This is a genomic window from Streptomyces sp. NPDC053541 (genome assembly GCF_044544705.1).
GTDB lineage: Bacteria > Actinomycetota > Actinomycetes > Streptomycetales > Streptomycetaceae > Streptomyces.
Map to the genome: position 1 here is coordinate 427,364 of NZ_JBITXM010000005.1, position 14,365 is coordinate 441,728.

General features: G+C 73.7%; 15 protein-coding genes. 7 read left to right on the plus strand and 8 right to left on the minus strand.

The annotated features are described in order from the left end of the window. Positions 1-53: 53 nt before the first annotated feature. Positions 54-629, minus strand: a complete 576-nt coding sequence (gene def, locus ACIGW2_RS15645; RefSeq protein ID WP_391656327.1) for a peptide deformylase — start codon at positions 627-629, stop codon at positions 54-56. Between the two features lie 114 nt (positions 630-743). Between def and ACIGW2_RS15650 the strand changes: the two genes are divergently transcribed. The 5 genes from ACIGW2_RS15650 (at position 744) to ACIGW2_RS15670 (ending at position 5,395) form a co-directional block, all read left to right on the plus strand. Continuing rightward, positions 744-1,991, plus strand: coding sequence for a MurT ligase domain-containing protein (locus ACIGW2_RS15650; protein WP_356069413.1), 1,248 nt, complete (start codon positions 744-746; stop codon positions 1,989-1,991). A gap of 37 nt (positions 1,992-2,028) precedes the next feature. Then, positions 2,029-2,757 carry a glutamine amidotransferase gene (locus ACIGW2_RS15655; RefSeq protein ID WP_356069410.1) on the plus strand — a complete coding sequence of 243 codons (729 nt, stop codon included), beginning with the start codon at positions 2,029-2,031 and terminating at the stop codon, positions 2,755-2,757. 202 nt (positions 2,758-2,959) lie between these two features. Beyond that, positions 2,960-3,988 carry a 6-phosphofructokinase gene (locus tag ACIGW2_RS15660; RefSeq protein WP_361587890.1) on the plus strand — a complete coding sequence of 343 codons (1,029 nt, stop codon included), beginning with the start codon at positions 2,960-2,962 and terminating at the stop codon, positions 3,986-3,988. A 116-nt stretch (positions 3,989-4,104) separates the two neighbouring features. Then, positions 4,105-5,055, plus strand: a complete 951-nt coding sequence (locus ACIGW2_RS15665; protein WP_391656328.1) for a cytochrome c oxidase assembly protein — start codon at positions 4,105-4,107, stop codon at positions 5,053-5,055. A gap of 136 nt (positions 5,056-5,191) precedes the next feature. Next, positions 5,192-5,395 carry a hypothetical protein gene (locus ACIGW2_RS15670; protein WP_399844138.1) on the plus strand — a complete coding sequence of 68 codons (204 nt, stop codon included), beginning with the start codon at positions 5,192-5,194 and terminating at the stop codon, positions 5,393-5,395. Positions 5,396-5,424: 29 nt separating this feature from the next. On the opposite strand, the gene ACIGW2_RS15675 is transcribed toward ACIGW2_RS15670, so the two are convergent. After that, positions 5,425-6,435 carry a DUF3048 domain-containing protein gene (locus ACIGW2_RS15675; RefSeq protein ID WP_399843989.1) on the minus strand — a complete coding sequence of 337 codons (1,011 nt, stop codon included), beginning with the start codon at positions 6,433-6,435 and terminating at the stop codon, positions 5,425-5,427. Positions 6,436-6,507: 72 nt separating this feature from the next. Between ACIGW2_RS15675 and ACIGW2_RS15680 the strand changes: the two genes are divergently transcribed. Together ACIGW2_RS15680 and ACIGW2_RS15685 are read left to right on the plus strand one after the other, a co-directional pair. Continuing rightward, entirely contained in the window at positions 6,508-7,188 is a 681-nt protein-coding gene (locus ACIGW2_RS15680) for a lysophospholipid acyltransferase family protein (RefSeq protein ID WP_391656330.1), read from the plus strand. Positions 7,189-7,339: 151 nt separating this feature from the next. Next, the gene (locus ACIGW2_RS15685) at positions 7,340-8,377 is read left to right on the plus strand and encodes an NAD-dependent epimerase/dehydratase family protein (protein ID WP_399843991.1); all 1,038 of its coding nucleotides are present in this window, start codon (positions 7,340-7,342) and stop codon (positions 8,375-8,377) included. A 66-nt stretch (positions 8,378-8,443) separates the two neighbouring features. On the opposite strand, the gene ACIGW2_RS15690 is transcribed toward ACIGW2_RS15685, so the two are convergent. The 6 genes from ACIGW2_RS15690 to ACIGW2_RS15715 form a co-directional block, all read right to left on the minus strand. Continuing rightward, positions 8,444-10,021: an alpha/beta hydrolase gene (locus ACIGW2_RS15690; protein ID WP_399843993.1), complete on the minus strand. Its 1,578-nt coding sequence runs from the start codon at positions 10,019-10,021 to the stop codon at positions 8,444-8,446. 178 nt (positions 10,022-10,199) lie between these two features. Then, positions 10,200-10,943, minus strand: coding sequence for an urease accessory protein UreD (locus ACIGW2_RS15695; protein WP_399844140.1), 744 nt, complete (start codon positions 10,941-10,943; stop codon positions 10,200-10,202). After that, positions 10,940-11,617 (minus strand): urease accessory protein UreG, encoded by a 678-nt coding sequence (ureG, locus tag ACIGW2_RS15700; protein ID WP_361587901.1) that lies wholly within the window; start codon positions 11,615-11,617, stop codon positions 10,940-10,942. The genes ACIGW2_RS15695 and ureG overlap by 4 nt, the downstream gene beginning before the upstream one ends. A 19-nt stretch (positions 11,618-11,636) precedes the next feature. Continuing rightward, positions 11,637-12,299 carry an urease accessory protein UreF gene (locus ACIGW2_RS15705; RefSeq protein WP_391656333.1) on the minus strand — a complete coding sequence of 221 codons (663 nt, stop codon included), beginning with the start codon at positions 12,297-12,299 and terminating at the stop codon, positions 11,637-11,639. Further along, entirely contained in the window at positions 12,299-14,020 is a 1,722-nt protein-coding gene (locus ACIGW2_RS15710) for an urease subunit alpha (RefSeq protein ID WP_399843995.1), read from the minus strand. The genes ACIGW2_RS15705 and ACIGW2_RS15710 overlap by 1 nt, the downstream gene beginning before the upstream one ends. Then, a complete protein-coding gene (locus ACIGW2_RS15715; RefSeq protein WP_399843997.1) occupies positions 14,013-14,351 on the minus strand; it encodes an urease subunit beta in 339 nt (112 codons plus the stop codon). Before ACIGW2_RS15715 ends, ACIGW2_RS15710 begins: the two co-directional genes overlap by 8 nt. Positions 14,352-14,365 lie beyond the last annotated feature (14 nt).

The following is a 14,365-nucleotide window of genomic DNA, read 5'->3' on the forward strand; positions in this document are numbered from 1 at the left end:
GGGCTGCAACCCCGGCGCGCCCCTTCGGCTCACTCGCCCTGGGGCCGGGCCGATCAGTCGCGCGCCGCGGTGTCGAGCGCCGCCACGCCGTCCCTCCCCCACGGCTCCTTCCGGATCGCCCGCAGCAGCTTCCGGCGCGACCAGCCCGTCACCAGGTCCGCGTAGACGCCGCCCGCGAGGTGGTCGCACTCGTGCTGGAGGCAGCGGGCGAAGAAGCCGGTGCCCTCGACGCGGACCGGGGTGCCGTCCAGGCGGACGCCCTCGACGACCGCGCGGTCGTAGCGCGGGGTCGGGGCCTCCAGGCCCGGCAGGGACAGACAGCCCTCGGGGCCGCGGACCACCTCGCCGTCGGCCTCCACGAGGCGCGGGTTCACCACGTGGCCCAGGTGCCGGACGTCCTCGTCGTCCGGGCAGTCGTAGACGAAGACCCGCAGCCCCTCGCCCACCTGGTTGGCGGCGAGGCCGACGCCGTTCGCCGCGTACATCGTGGCGAACATGTCCTCGACGAGGCGGGCCAGTTCGGGGCCGAAGTCGGTGACGGGCGCGCAGGGGGCGTGCAGCACGGGGGCGCCGAGCAGGGTCATCCCCCGGACGCGGCCGGAACTGCCGGGGATCGGGCGGTTTCGCATGGGCGCAAGGGTACGTTCAGGGGGCGTCGTGCCCGGTCGGCGGTGCCGCGGTTCGGGCTGCTGGCCGGATCTCGATAGGCTGAGCCCGGACCGACGCAAGGAGGAACAAGGACGATGTCAGGACACGCCGCTAATCCAGAGCCGCTGTCGGCGCGCGCCAAGCTCGCCGTGACCGCGGGCAAGGCCGCCGCCGCGGTGTCGCGCGCGGCCGGCCGCGGCAGCGGATCGGTGATCGGCGGCCGGGTGGCGCTCAAGCTCGACCCCGACCTGCTGGGACAGCTCGCGCAGCACCTCGATGTCGTGCTCGTGTCGGCGACCAACGGCAAGACCACCACGACCCGGCTGATCGCCGAGGCCCTGCGGGCCAGCGGCCCGGTCGTGTCGAACGCGCTCGGCGCCAACATGCCCGCCGGCATCACCTCCGCCCTGGCCGGCGGCTCGGACGCCAAGTACGGCGTGATCGAGGTCGACGAGAAGTACCTGGCCGGTGTGGCCCGGGACACCGCGCCCAAGGCGATCGCCCTGCTCAACCTCTCGCGCGACCAGCTCGACCGCGCCGCCGAGACCCGGATGCTCGCCGAGAAGTGGCGCGAGGGCCTCAACGGCAGCAAGGCCGTGATCATCGCCAACGCCGACGACCCGCTGATCGTCTGGGCCGCTTCCTCCTCGCCCAACGTGGTGTGGGTGGCCGTCGGACAGGAGTGGAAGGACGACGCCTGGTCCTGCCCCGCCTGCGGCGGTGTGCTGCAGCGCCCCGGCGACGACTGGTTCTGCGGCGAGTGCGGCTTCCGCCGCCCCGCGCCGAGCTGGGCGCTCAACGGCGACCACGTGCTCGACCCGCACGGCTCCGCCTGGCCGATCCGGCTCCAGCTGCCCGGCCGCGCCAACAAGGCCAACGCCGCCACCTCCGCCGCGGTCGCCGCGGTCTTCGGGGTGCCGCCGCAGGTGGCCCTGGAGCGCATGTACCAGGTGCAGGCCGTCGCCGGCCGCTACGACGTGGTCTCCTTCCAGGGCCGCGAGCTGCGGCTGCTGCTCGCCAAGAACCCGGCCGGCTGGCTCGAGACCTTCTCCCTGATCGACCAGCCGCCGGCCCCGGTGATCCTCTCCGTCAACGCCCGCGGCGCCGACGGCACGGACACCTCCTGGCTGTGGGACGTGGACTACGGACGGCTGGCCGGGCACCCGATCATGGTGATCGGCGACCGCAAGCTCGACCTGGCCGTGCGCCTGGAGGTCGCGGGCGTGGACTTCCGCGTCTGCGAGACCCTCGACGAGGCCGTCACGGTGGCGCCGCCCGGGCAGATCGAGCTGATCGCCAACTACACGGCCTTCCAGGACGTCCGCCGCCGCGTCGGCAACTGACCCCGGCCCCGCCACGACTCGCAGAAGGACTTGCAGCATGAGTGACAGCAGCCTGCGGGTGGTCTGGGTCTACCCGGACCTCCTCAGCACCTACGGCGACCAGGGCAACGTCCTGGTCGTCGAGCGCCGCGCCCGGCAGCGCGGGCTCAGCGTCGAGCGCCTCGACGTGCGCAGCGACCAGCCGATCCCCACCTCCGGCGACATCTACCTGGTCGGCGGCGGCGAGGACCGTCCGCAGCGGCTGGCCGCCGAGCGGCTGCGCCGCGACGGCGGTCTGAACCGGGCGGCGGCCAACGGCGCGATCATCTTCTCGGTGTGCGCCGGCTACCAGATCCTGGGCCACGAGTTCATCAACGACCTCGGCGAGCGCGAGCCGGGCCTCGGTCTGCTCGACGTCACCACGGTCCGCGGCGAGGGCGCCCGCTGCGTCGGCGACGTGCTCGCCGACATCGACCCGCACCTGGGCCTGCCCCAGCTGACCGGCTTCGAGAACCACCAGGGCGTCACGCACCTGGGCCCGACCGCCCGGGCGTTCGCGCGCACCGTGTACGGCAACGGCAACGGCACCGGGGACGGCACCGAGGGCGCGTACAACGACACGGTCTTCGGCACGTACATGCACGGCCCCGTCATGGCCCGCAACCCGCAGATCGCGGACCTGCTCCTGAAGCTGGCCCTCGACGTGAACGCGCTGCCGCCGACCGACGACCGGTGGTACGAGGCGCTGCGCGCCGAGCGCATCGCGGCGGCCTCGCAGCCCGCCTGACACCCGGGACGGACACCGCGCCTGACGCCCCGCCAGGCCTGCACGTCTGAGCGGGCTAGCGCACATGGGATGCCCGGGTAAAGAGGGTGTCCAATCCGCGGACATCCGGTTCGGCCCCGCCACTCTCCACCGATAGGGTGGCGGGGATCCAGCCGGACGACGTGGTCCGGGAGTCGGCCCACGTTGCAAAGGTTTTTGGGCTATGCGCATTGGTGTGCTCACCTCCGGCGGAGACTGCCCCGGTCTGAACGCCGTCATCCGGTCCGTCGTGCACCGCGCCGTCGTCGACCACGGTGACGAGGTCATCGGCTTCCTCGACGGCTGGAAGGGCCTCCTGGAGGCGGACTACCGGAAGCTCGACCTGGACGCGGTGGGCGGCATCCTCGCCCGCGGCGGCACCATCCTCGGCTCCTCCCGGGTGCAGCCCGCGCACCTCGTCGACGGGGTGGAGCGGGCCAAGGGCCATGTCGCCGACCTCGGCATCGACGCGATCATCCCGATCGGCGGCGAGGGCACCCTGAAGGCGGCCAACCTGCTCTCCGAGGCGGGCCTGCCGATCGTGGGCGTGCCGAAGACCATCGACAACGACATCGCCTCGACCGACGTCACCTTCGGCTTCGACACGGCCGTGACCGTCGCCACCGAGGCCCTGGACCGGCTGAAGACCACCGCCGAGTCGCACCAGCGCTGTCTGGTCGTCGAGGTGATGGGCCGGCACACCGGCTGGATAGCGCTGCACTCCGGCATGGCGGCCGGCGCGCACGCCATCGTGGTGCCGGAGCGCCCCTTCGACATCGACGAGCTGACCGCCCGGGTCGGCGCCCGCTTCGAGGACGGCAAGCGCTTCGCGATCGTCGTGGTCGCCGAGGGCGCCAAGCCGCGCGAGGGCGGCTCGATGGAGTTCAAGACCGCCGGCACCGACATCTACGGCCACGAGCGTTTCACCGGCGTGGCCAACCAGCTCTCGGTCGAGCTGGAGCGGCGGCTCGGCAAGGAGGCCCGCCCGGTGATCCTGGGCCACGTCCAGCGCGGCGGCACCCCCACCGCGTACGACCGGGTCCTCGCGACCCGCTTCGGCTGGCACGCGGTCGAGGCGGCGCACCGCGGCGAGTTCGGCATGCTGACCGCGCTGCGCGGCACCGACATCGAGCTGGTGCCGCTGGCCCGGGCGGTGGAGACCCTGAAGACGGTCCCGGACGAGCGCTACGCCGAGGCCGAGAACGTGCTCTGACCGCCGCCCCCGCGCGGTGGCCGTGCGCCACGAACCGCCCCCGGTCGCGATCGCGGCCGGGGGCGGTTCTAGTCTGGTGCGGACAACAAGCGCGAATCGGGCTCCAGGAGTAATCGATGGATCACAGCGGGCACGGCATGACGATGGATCTGCCGCCGTTCACGCTGGGGCGGGCCCTGGAGTTCTCCCCCGACCTCTTCTTCCTCTTCGGCTGTCTCGCCGCGCTCGGCCTGTACGGCTGGGGCGTGGCGCGGCTGCGGGGGCGCGGGGACGCCTGGCCGGTCAGCCGGACGGTGTTCTTCACGGTGGGCGTGCTGAGCATCGCCCTGGTGATGTGCACGAAGCTGAACGACTACGGCATGGTGATGTTCAGCGTGCACATGGTGCAGCACATGGTGATCTCCATGCTGTCGCCGATCCTGCTGCTGCTCGGCGCGCCGGTCACCCTGGCGCTGCGCGCCCTGCCGGTGGCCGGCCGCGGGTCCACCGGCCCGCGCGAGCTGCTCCTGAAGCTGCTGCACAGCCGCTACATGCGGATCGTCACGCACCCGGCGTTCACGATCTCGATGTTCATCGCGAGCCTCTACGCGCTGTACTTCTCGCCGCTCTTCGACTTCCTGATGGGGTCGAAGGCCGGCCACGTCGGGATGATGGTGCACTTCCTCGCGGTGGGCCTGGTCTTCTTCTGGCCGATCATGGGCGTGGACCCGGGTCCGCACCGGCCGGGCTACGTGATGCGGATGCTGGAGCTGTTCGCGGGCATGCCGTTCCACGCCTTCTTCGGCATCGCGATGATGATGGCCTCCGAGCCGCTGGTGAAGGTGTACGCGAACCCGCCGGCCTCGCTGGGCATCGACGCGCTCGACGACCAGCACGCGGCGGGCGGCATCGCCTGGGCGTTCAGCGAGATCCCCTCGGTGCTGGTGCTGATCGCGCTGGTCTACCAGTGGTACCACTCCGAGCAGCGGCAGGCCGTCCGCAAGGACCGGGCCGCGGACCGGGACGGCGACAAGGAGCTGGAGGCGTACAACGCGTACCTGGCCTCGCTCCAGGCCCGCGGCCAGTAGCGCCGCCTCCGCCGCGTCCCCGTACGGGCGCTCGCGGGCCGTGCACGGCGTGCGACCGGTGCACGACAGGGCGTCCGAGGTCTGGCGCGCGCCCCTCCTCCGGGGTCACGATGACCTGGAGGAGGGCGGAGCGATGATGTCAGGCCCGACGAAGACGATGACGGCGATCACCTGCGCGGCCCTGGTGCTGACCACCGGCTACACGGTGGCCCTGGGCAGCAGCGGCTGGCTGTGGTTCGGTCTGGTGGTGCTCGCGGTGGCCACCATCGGGATGGCGGCGGCGGACGCGGACCCGTCCGCGCGGCCCGCACCTCCGCGCCGCCCCCGTCCGCACGCCTGAGGCCCCTGACGCCGCCGGGCGAGCGGCGGTCAGCGCGTCGTCCCCGTCAGCAGCACCCACACCTGGCCCGGCGCGAAGTTCAGGCGCGCCCCCGCCGGGGTGGTGAAGACGGTGCCGCGGTCCGGGTCGGGGCGGTTCCAGCGGGCGGGGTACGCCCGTCCGTCGCGCAGCACCTCGGCGGTGCCGGAACCGGTGGTCACGGTGTACGGGGACACGGCGCCGAGGAAGTCGTGGAAGCGCGAGGGCCGTACGGTGACGTGCTGGACCACGACGGTGGCGGGGGCGAGCGGCCCGTCGGGGCGCCCGTCCATGGTGACGTGCCAGGCCTTCGCGTCCGGCGCCCAGGTGAAGGTGTAGCGGGCGGCGGGGAAGCGCACGGTCCGGCTGTTCACCGGGGTGCCGTCGGCCGGGGCCGGGCCGAAGCGGAAGCCGATGTCCCGGGCGCGGGTGGCGTCCGGTGCGGTGGCCAGCGCGCGGGCGGGCCGCAGGTAGAGGTTGTGCGGGGCCGCGCGGCCCGGGTCGCGCCGGAAGGCGGCGGGGGTGCCGCCCTCGTGGACCAGGTGCAGCGGCGCGGCCCTGAGCAGCGGGGTGAGCGCGCCCTGGGCACCGGAGTAGGCGAGGACCGGCCGGCCGAACTGGCGCAACAGGGCGAGGTCGGACTCGCGGGCGCTGCGGACCGGGCCGACCCGGTCGGGCAGGCGCGAGGCGTAGACGCCCATCAGCCGGGTCTGGCCGGACTCGACCTGTTCGACGTAGACGAGGTCGGCGGCGGCGAGCCCGGTGTGCGGGCGGGCCGCGGGCACGTTGTCGAGCTTCACGGCGAGCACCGGACCGGAGCGGGCGGGCAGTCCGGTGAGCGGTGAGGTGCCGGCGGGCGGGGTGGTGGCCGGCGGGGTGGCGGGCGCGGGCGTGGGCGTCGGGGACGGCGGGTGCTCCGACGGGCCCGGGCCGGAGCAGCCGTAGAGACCGGCGGCCGTCACGGCGCACAGTACGGCGGTGGCGGCGGCGCCGGGACGCCTGTGCCCGCGCGCGCCTGTCATGGTCCCGCTCCTCCCCACCAGTGGACCACGGGCGGGTCCTTGGTTACAAAGGCAGGGACAAGGGGGTCGCCGGTGTTCTACTACGTGCTCAAGTACGTGCTGCTCGGACCGCTGCTGAAGCTGCTGTTCCGGCCTCGGGTGGAGGGCCTGGAGCACGTCCCGGAGGAGGGTGCGGCGATCGTCGCCGGGAACCACCTGTCCTTCTCGGACCACTTCCTGATGCCGGTGGTGCTGAGCCGCCGGATCACCTTCCTGGCGAAGCAGGAGTACTTCACGGGCCCGGGGCTCAAGGGCCGGCTGACGGCGGCCTTCTTCCGCAGCGCGGGCCAGATCCCGGTGGACCGCTCGGGCAAGGAGGCCGGGCGGGCGGCGATCCGCGAGGGCCTCGGGGTGCTCGCGAAGGGCGAGCTGCTGGGCATCTACCCGGAGGGCACCCGCTCGCACGACGGGCGGCTCTACAAGGGCAAGGTGGGGGTCGCGGTGATGGCCCTGACGGCCGGGGTGAAGGTGGTGCCGTGCGCGATGCTGGGCACCTTCGAGATCCAGCCCCCGGGCCGGGTGCTGCCGCGGATCCGCCGGGTCACCATCCGGTTCGGCGAGCCGCTGGACTTCTCCCGCTACGCGGGCCTGGCGGAGGAGAAGGCGGCGGTCCGCGCGGTCACCGACGAGATCATGTACGCGATCATGCGCCTTTCCGGGCAGGAGTACGTGGACGAGTACGCGGCGAAGGCGAAGGCGGCCGGGGGTTCCTGACGGGCCGCGGTCCGGGCGCGGCCGGACCGGTTCCGCTCCCGGTGGTGGCGGCGGGCCCGGGGGAAGTTCCCGTCCGGCGCACGCTGTGGGCGGATCCGCGCACGGCGAAAGCGGCTGGGCGGGCGGGTCGGCGGGCCGTAGCGTCCCCGGCATGACCAAGGGAAACGCGTTCGTGCTGGGAGCGACGGGACAGATCGGACGGGCGGCCGTGCGGGCGCTCGTCGCGGACGGATGGGAGGTGACGGCCGCCTCGCGCCGGGGCGTCCGGGACGAGGGGTGGGGTCCGGAGGTCCGCACCGTGCGGGTGGACCGGGACGAGGAGGGCGCGCTCGCGGCGGCGCTCGGCGCGGGCACGGACGTCCTGGTGGACGTGGTGGCCTTCGACGCCCGCCACGGGCGGCAGCTGACGGGCCTTGCGGACCGGATCGGTTCCGCGGTGGTGATCTCCAGCGGGGCGGTCTACGAGGACGAGCAGGGGCGGAACTTCGACACCCAGGACGAGCCGGGCGGCTTCCCGGTGTTCCCGCTGCCGATCCCGGAGACCTGGCGGACGGTGGCGCCGAGCGACTTCTCGTACGGCACCCGGAAGGTGGCCCTGGAGCGCGAGGTGCTCGGGGCGGGCGACCGGCTGCCGACGACGGTGCTGCGGGCGGCGGCGGTGCACGGCCCGTACAGCCCGGGTCCGCGTGAACTGTGGTTCGTCAAGCGGGCCTTGGACGGGCGGCCGGTGCGGATCCTGGCGGAGGGCGGCCGGTCCGTGTTCCACCCGGCGCACGTGGACAACCTGGCCGAGCTGATCCGCCTGGCGGCGTCGAAGCCGGGCACCCGGGTGCTGAACGGGGCGGACCCGCAGGCGCCGACGGTCGCCGAGATCGGTGCGGCGATCGACGCGGCGATGGGGGTGAGCAGCGAGACGATCCTGTTCGACGGGCCGCCCGGGAAGGACTGGGTGGGCTACACGCCGTGGACCACTCCCCACCCGATGGTGGCCGGCATGTCGGCGGCGGAGCGGGAGCTGGGCTACCGGCCGGTGGTGGCCACGTACGCGGAGTCGCTGCCCGCGACGATCGAGTTCCTGGCGGAGACGGTGGCCCGGCGGGACTGGCGGGAGGCCTTCCCCGGCCTGGTGAAGTACGGGGTGGACTTCTTCGACTACGCGGCGGAGGACGCCTGGCTGGCCGCGCGCTGAGCCCGGACGCGCGAAGGGGCGGTCGCCGTGCCGCGGCGACCGCCCCTCCTTGTCCTACGCGGGGTGTTACGGCTGCGGCGTGGCGTGCGGCTCGCACGTCACGTCGGCGCCGTCGACCTTGCCGGTCAGCAGGTAGGTCTCGACCCGCGGGTTGATGCAGGAGTTGACCAGGTTGGTGACGCCGTGCGAGCCGGCGTTCTTCTCGGTGATGAGGCGCGAACCCTTGAACCGCTTGTGCAGCTCGACGGCGCCGGCGTACGGGGTGGCGGCGTCACGCTCGGCCTGGACGATGAGGACGGGCGGCAGGCCCTTGCCCGTCTTGACCTCGGTCGGCTTCTGGCGCGGCGCGGACCAGGTGGCGCAGGGCAGGTTCATCCAGGCGTTGGCCCAGGTCATGAAGGGGTACTGCTCGTGCAGCCGGGAGTTGTCCCGGTCCCACTTGCGCCAGCTGGTCGGCCAGGGGGCGTCGGCGCACTCGACCGCGGTGTAGACGGCGTTGCCGTTCTCCGCGGAGATGTTGCCGGCGGTGTCGGTGAGGTCGGCGGCGGCCGCGTCGATCAGCGGCTGCGGGTCACCGGCGGCGTAGGCGCTCCAGGCCTCGGCGACCGGGACCCACATGGAGTCGTAGTACGGGGCGTTCTGGAAGAAGCCGATGAGCTCGGCCGGGCCGACCTTGCCGCCGAGCGGCTCCTTCTTGGCGGCGGCGCGCAGGGTCGTCCACTGCAGCTTGACCTCGTCGTAGGTCTTCCCGAGGTGGAAGGCGTCGTCGTGCTGGGCGACCCAGGTCATCCAGTCCTTGAGGCGGCCCTCGAAGGCGATGTCCTGGTTGAGGTTGGCCCCGTACCAGATCTCCTTCTTCGACGGGTCGACCACGCTGTCCACGATCATGCGGCGCACGTGGTCGGGGTACAGGGTGCCGTAGACGGCGCCGAGGTAGGTGCCGTAGGAGACGCCGATGAAGTTGAGCTTCTTCTCGCCGAGCGCGGCCCGGATGACGTCGAGGTCGCGGGCGGTGTTGCGGGTGGTCATGAAGGGCAGCATGTCGCCGCTCTTCTCCGCGCAGCCCTTGGCGTACTCGGCGGCCAGCTTGCGCTGGGCGAGCTTGTCGGCCTCGGTGTCCGGGACCGGGTCGGCCTTGGGGCCCTTGACGAACTCGGTCGGGTCGACGCAGGAGATGGGCGCCGAGTGGCCGACGCCGCGCGGGTCGAAGCCGACGAAGTCGTAGGCCTTGGCGGTGTTGACCCAGAGCTTGGCGCCGGTGGTCACGCGGCGCGGGAAGCGGAGGCCGGAGCCGCCGGGGCCGCCGGGGTTGTAGAGCAGGGCGCCCTGCTTCTCCTCGGGCGTGCCGGTGGCACGGGCCCGGTCCACGGCGATCTTGATCTGCTTGCCGTTCGGCTTGGCGTAGTCGACCGGGACGGTGACCCAGCCGCACTGGATGCCCTTGTCCAGGCCCCAGTCGGCGGGACAGTCCTGCCAGTCGATGCCGGCCTTCGCCGCGCGGGCGGCGGCCACGGCGGCGCCGCGGGCCTCGTCGTCGCCTCCGTGCCGGCCGTGGGCACTGGCCGCCGGAGTGGCGAGCGCGGTCGCCATCAGCGTGCCCGCTATGAGAGTGCCGGCGGAGCCGAGCACTGCACTGCGTCGCAAGTGGTTCCTCCCCCTGGATGAGCGCCGCCCCCGTGGCAGCGTCGTGTGGGTTGTCCGGGGGATCCTCGCGTCAACGGGGCCTCGGGTAAAAGGGCGTACACATGTTCTTTGCCGAACCAATAACCGGTGACGCGTGTACCGCTGAGCGGTGACTCCTCGAACGGGTGCGGCAATCCACTCAGACCGGGACGAGTACGGACAGGGCCTCGTCGAGGACCCGGCGCAGGGCGAGGGCGTCGCGGGCCACGGCGGTGACGAGGGCGGCCGGCCCGGCGAGCGGGCTGAGCACCGCATCCTCCCCGAAAAGCCGGGTTTCCACCGGTTTGTCGGCGAACGCCGGGTCGACGACGAGGAGTTGCCCCGTGGCCCGGTGCCCGGCGAGGACGGCGGGCCCGTCCCAGCCGGCCGGGGCGCCGGGCCCACAGCCGAGTTCCTGGTCGAGCAGCGGGCGGCCGGCCCGGCGGACGGTGAGCCGGCTGAGCAGCGTGCCGGGCGCCTCGCGGTGCCGGCCGAGGACCTGCTCCTCGCGGAGCACGAGCCGTGCGGTGGGGGCGAGTTCGACGGTGGTGCGCATCCGCAGGACGGAGCCGGCGGCGCACACCAGCTGTTCGGGCAGCCAGCGCAGCTCGGCTCCGGCGCCGACGGTGAGCGCGATCTCGTACGCGGCGGGGGCGCCGTGGCGGCCGGGCAGGGCGACGGTCGCGGCGGCCGAGTCGACGAGCAGCCGCGCACCGTCCCGTACCTCGGCCTCCAGGGCGAGCCGGTCGCCGCCGAGCGGTGCGCTCATCGCGCCGACGACGGTGACCCGGGTGTACGGGCCGGTGGCGCGGGTGCGGCGCAGCGCGAGCGGTCCGGCGCTCTCCAGGACGGGCAGCGAGCCGTCCGGCGCGGCGGCGATCCGCGCGGTCGCGGTGAGGCTCAGGCGGTCCATGCGGCGAGCTTCTCGCGGACCCAGTCGGCGACGGGGGCGACGCCCTGCTCGGAGCGGAGCGAGGTGAAGGCGACGGGCAGCGGGCCGCGCTGCCGCTCGGCGTCGCGGGCCATCCGGTCGAGGTCGGAGCCGACGTACGGGGCGAGGTCGGTCTTGTTGACGACGAGCAGGTCGGCGGTGGTGACGCCGGGGCCGCCCTTGCGCGGGATGTCGTCGCCGCCTGCCACGTCGATGACGAAGATCTGGGCGTCGACGAGGCCCTTGGAGAAGGTGGCGGTGAGGTTGTCGCCGCCGGACTCGACGAGGACGAGGTCGAGCGGGCCGACGCTGTCCTCCAGGTCCTCGACGGCCTCCAGGTTGGCGGAGATGTCGTCGCGGATCGCGGTGTGCGGGCAGGCGCCGGTCTCGACGGCGGCGATCCGCTCGGGCGGCAGCACGGCCTCGCGGAGCAGGAACTCGGCGTCCTCGCGGGTGTAGATGTCGTTGGTGACGACGGCGAGCGAGAGGGTGTCGCGCAGGGCGCGGCACAGGGCGGCGACGGTGGCGGTCTTGCCGGAGCCGACGGGGCCGCCGAGGCCGATGCGCAGGGCGCGGCGGCGGCCGTCGGGCCGGTGGGCGTCGGCGGAGACGGCGGTGCCGTGGTCGTGGGAGTGGTCGAGGTGCATGGGGGTTCTCCGGGGGGGGTCAGGAGGCGAAGAGGCGGACGGGCCAGGCCGCGTGCTGTTCGGCGGTGAGGTCGAGCAGCGGCGCGGAGGCGGCGGGCAGGGCGTCGAGGCCCTGCCGGGCGGCCTCGGCGGCGCGCGCGGTCACCTGGTCCATCTCGGGTGCGAGGCGGGCGAGCACGGCGGTGGCCTGGTAGGGGTCGAGGCCGAGCAGCCGGACGGCGGCGGTGGCGGGGCCGCCGACGGTCTCGTACGCGACGCAGTGCGCCGCGTCCTCGGGGCCGAGCCCGGCGGCCCGGGCGGTGGTGCCGAGCACCACGGGCTGGTGGGCGCCGCGCGGGAACGCGGCGGCCAGTGCGTCGAGTTCGGGGCTCGGCCAGGCGGCGCGGGCGGCCCGCATCAGCTGGCGGCCGAGTCTGCGGGAGGCGGCGCGCAGGGCGGCCGAGGGCGTGCGGGCGTCGGCGGCGGCGTCGAGCTCGTGCGGGTCGAGTCCGTGCGCGGCCGAGGCGGCGAGGGCGGCCGAGGTGAGGCCGGTGGTGTGCAGCCGGCCGCGGCAGAAGGCCTCCAGGTCGGCGGCGTCCCGGAGGCGTCCGGCCTGCACGGCGGCCTCGGCGCCGCCGGAGTGGGCGTGCCCGCCGGCGGGGAAGCGCCCGTCGGCGAGCACGAGCAGGGCTGAGCGTGTCATCAGAAGAGGAAGTAGCGCTGGGCCATGGGCAGTTCGGCGGCGGGCGCCGGTTCGACCGGCTCGCCGTCGATGGTCACGGTGAAGGTGTCGGCGTCGACCTCGACCCGGGGCAGGGCGTCGTTCTCCCGCATGTCGGCCTTGGTGGTCCGGCGGGTGGAGCCGATGGCGGTGAACTCCTTGTGCAGGCCCAGCCTGTGGGGCAGGTCGTCCTCGAGCGCGGCCCGGGCGACGAAGTTGACCGAGCCGCCCGCGGCGGCCCGGCCCAGCGCGCCGAACATCGGCCGGGGAAGGACCGGTTGGGGCGTGGGGATGGAGGCGTTGGCGTCGCCCATCTGCGCGTACGCGATCTGGCCGCCCTTGAGGACGACGAGCGGCTTGACGCCGAAGAAGGCGGGCTCCCACAGGACGAGGTCGGCGAGCTTGCCGGGTTCGACGGAGCCGACGAGGTGGTCCATGCCCTGGGCGACGGCCGGGTTGATCGTGTACTTGGCGACGTAGCGGCGGGCCCGGTGGTTGTCGGCGGTGCCGTCGCCGGGGAGCGCGCCGCGGCGCTTCTTCATGACGTGGGCGGTCTGCCAGGTGCGCATGATCACCTCGCCGATCCGGCCCATGGCCTGGGAGTCGGAGGAGATGATCGAGATGGCGCCGAGGTCGTGCAGCACGTCCTCGGCGGCGATGGTGGAGGGCCGGATGCGGGACTCGGCGAAGGCGAGGTCCTCGGGCACGGCCGGGTTGAGGTGGTGGCAGACCATCAGCATGTCGAGGTGTTCCTCGATGGTGTTGACGGTGTGCGGCCGGGTCGGGTTGGTCGAGCTGGGCAGCACGTGCGGCTCGGAGACCACGGTGATGATGTCCGGGGCGTGCCCGCCGCCCGCGCCCTCGGTGTGGTACGCGTGGATGGTGCGGCCGGCGATGGCGGCGAGGGTGTCGCCGACGAAGCCGGCCTCGTTGAGGGTGTCGGTGTGGATGGCGAGCTGGGTGCCGGTCTCCTCGCAGACGCTGAGGCAGGCGTCGATGACGGCGGGGGTGGCCCCCCAGTCCTCGTGGATCTTGAACCCCAGGGCGCCGCCGCGCAGTTGGGAGTGCATGGCCTCGCGGGACATGGTGTTGCCCTTGCCGAGCAGGCCGATGTTGACCGGGAAGGTGTCGAGGGCCTCGAACATCCGGGCCATGTGCCAGGGGCCGGGGGTGACGGTGGTGGCCTTGGTGCCCTCGGCGGGGCCGGTGCCGCCGCCGACCAGGGTGGTGACGCCGGTGGCGAGGGCCTGCTCGACCACGGTGGGCGAGATGAAGTGCACGTGGGTGTCCACGGCGCCGGCGGTGACGATCCGGCCGTTGCCGACGATCACCTCGGTCTCCGGGCCGATCACCAGGTCGGGGTGCACCCCGTCCATGGTGTCGGGGTTGCCCGCTTTGCCGAGGGCGGTGATCCGGCCGTCGCGGATGCCGATGTCGGCCTTGACGACGCCCCAGTGGTCGAGGACGACGGCGCCGGTGATCACGGTGTCCGGGGCACCCTCGGCGCGGGTGGCGCGGGACTGGCCCATGGACTCGCGGATGACCTTGCCGCCGCCGAAGACCGCCTCCTCGCCGGCGCGGCCGGGGCCGCCGGAGCGGTCCTCCTCGATCTCGACGAGCAGGTCGGTGTCGGCGAGCCGGATGCGGTCGCCGGTGGTGGGGCCGAACAGGTCGGCGTACGCGGCGCGGTGCAGTTCAGGCACGGGCGTCTCCGTTCGGGCGGGGCGGGTCGAGGGGGCCGGCGGTCGCGCCGCGCAGGCCGGGCACGATCCGGCGGCCGGCGATCGGCACCAGTTCGACCTCGACGGGGATGCCGGGCTCGAAGCGGACGGCGGTGCCCGCGGCGATGTTCAGGCGCAGGCCGCGGGCGGCCGCGCGGTCGAAGTCGAGGCCGGGGTTGGCCTCGGCGAAGTGGTAGTGGGAGCCGACCTGGACGGGCCGGTCGGCGGCGTTGAGGACGGTGAGCCGGGTGACGGGGCGGCCCTCGTTGAGGGTCACCGGCCCGTCCCCGTACAGGATCTCGCCGGGGATCACGGTGCGCGGCCCCC

Bases quoted from the DNA above. Each gene is read 5' to 3' on its own strand.
- def (WP_391656327.1), bottom strand. From the start codon at position 629: ATGCGAAACCGCCCGATCCCCGGCAGTTCCGGCCGCGTCCGGGGGATG.
- ACIGW2_RS15650 (WP_356069413.1), top strand. From the start codon at position 744: ATGTCAGGACACGCCGCTAATCCAGAGCCGCTGTCGGCGCGCGCCAAG.
- ACIGW2_RS15655 (WP_356069410.1), top strand. From the start codon at position 2,029: ATGAGTGACAGCAGCCTGCGGGTGGTCTGGGTCTACCCGGACCTCCTC.
- ACIGW2_RS15660 (WP_361587890.1), top strand. From the start codon at position 2,960: ATGCGCATTGGTGTGCTCACCTCCGGCGGAGACTGCCCCGGTCTGAAC.
- ACIGW2_RS15665 (WP_391656328.1), top strand. From the start codon at position 4,105: ATGGATCACAGCGGGCACGGCATGACGATGGATCTGCCGCCGTTCACG.
- ACIGW2_RS15670 (WP_399844138.1), top strand. From the start codon at position 5,192: ATGTCAGGCCCGACGAAGACGATGACGGCGATCACCTGCGCGGCCCTG.
- ACIGW2_RS15675 (WP_399843989.1), bottom strand. From the start codon at position 6,435: ATGACAGGCGCGCGCGGGCACAGGCGTCCCGGCGCCGCCGCCACCGCC.
- ACIGW2_RS15685 (WP_399843991.1), top strand. From the start codon at position 7,340: ATGACCAAGGGAAACGCGTTCGTGCTGGGAGCGACGGGACAGATCGGA.
- ureG (WP_361587901.1), bottom strand. From the start codon at position 11,617: ATGCACCTCGACCACTCCCACGACCACGGCACCGCCGTCTCCGCCGAC.
- ACIGW2_RS15705 (WP_391656333.1), bottom strand. From the start codon at position 12,299: ATGACACGCTCAGCCCTGCTCGTGCTCGCCGACGGGCGCTTCCCCGCC.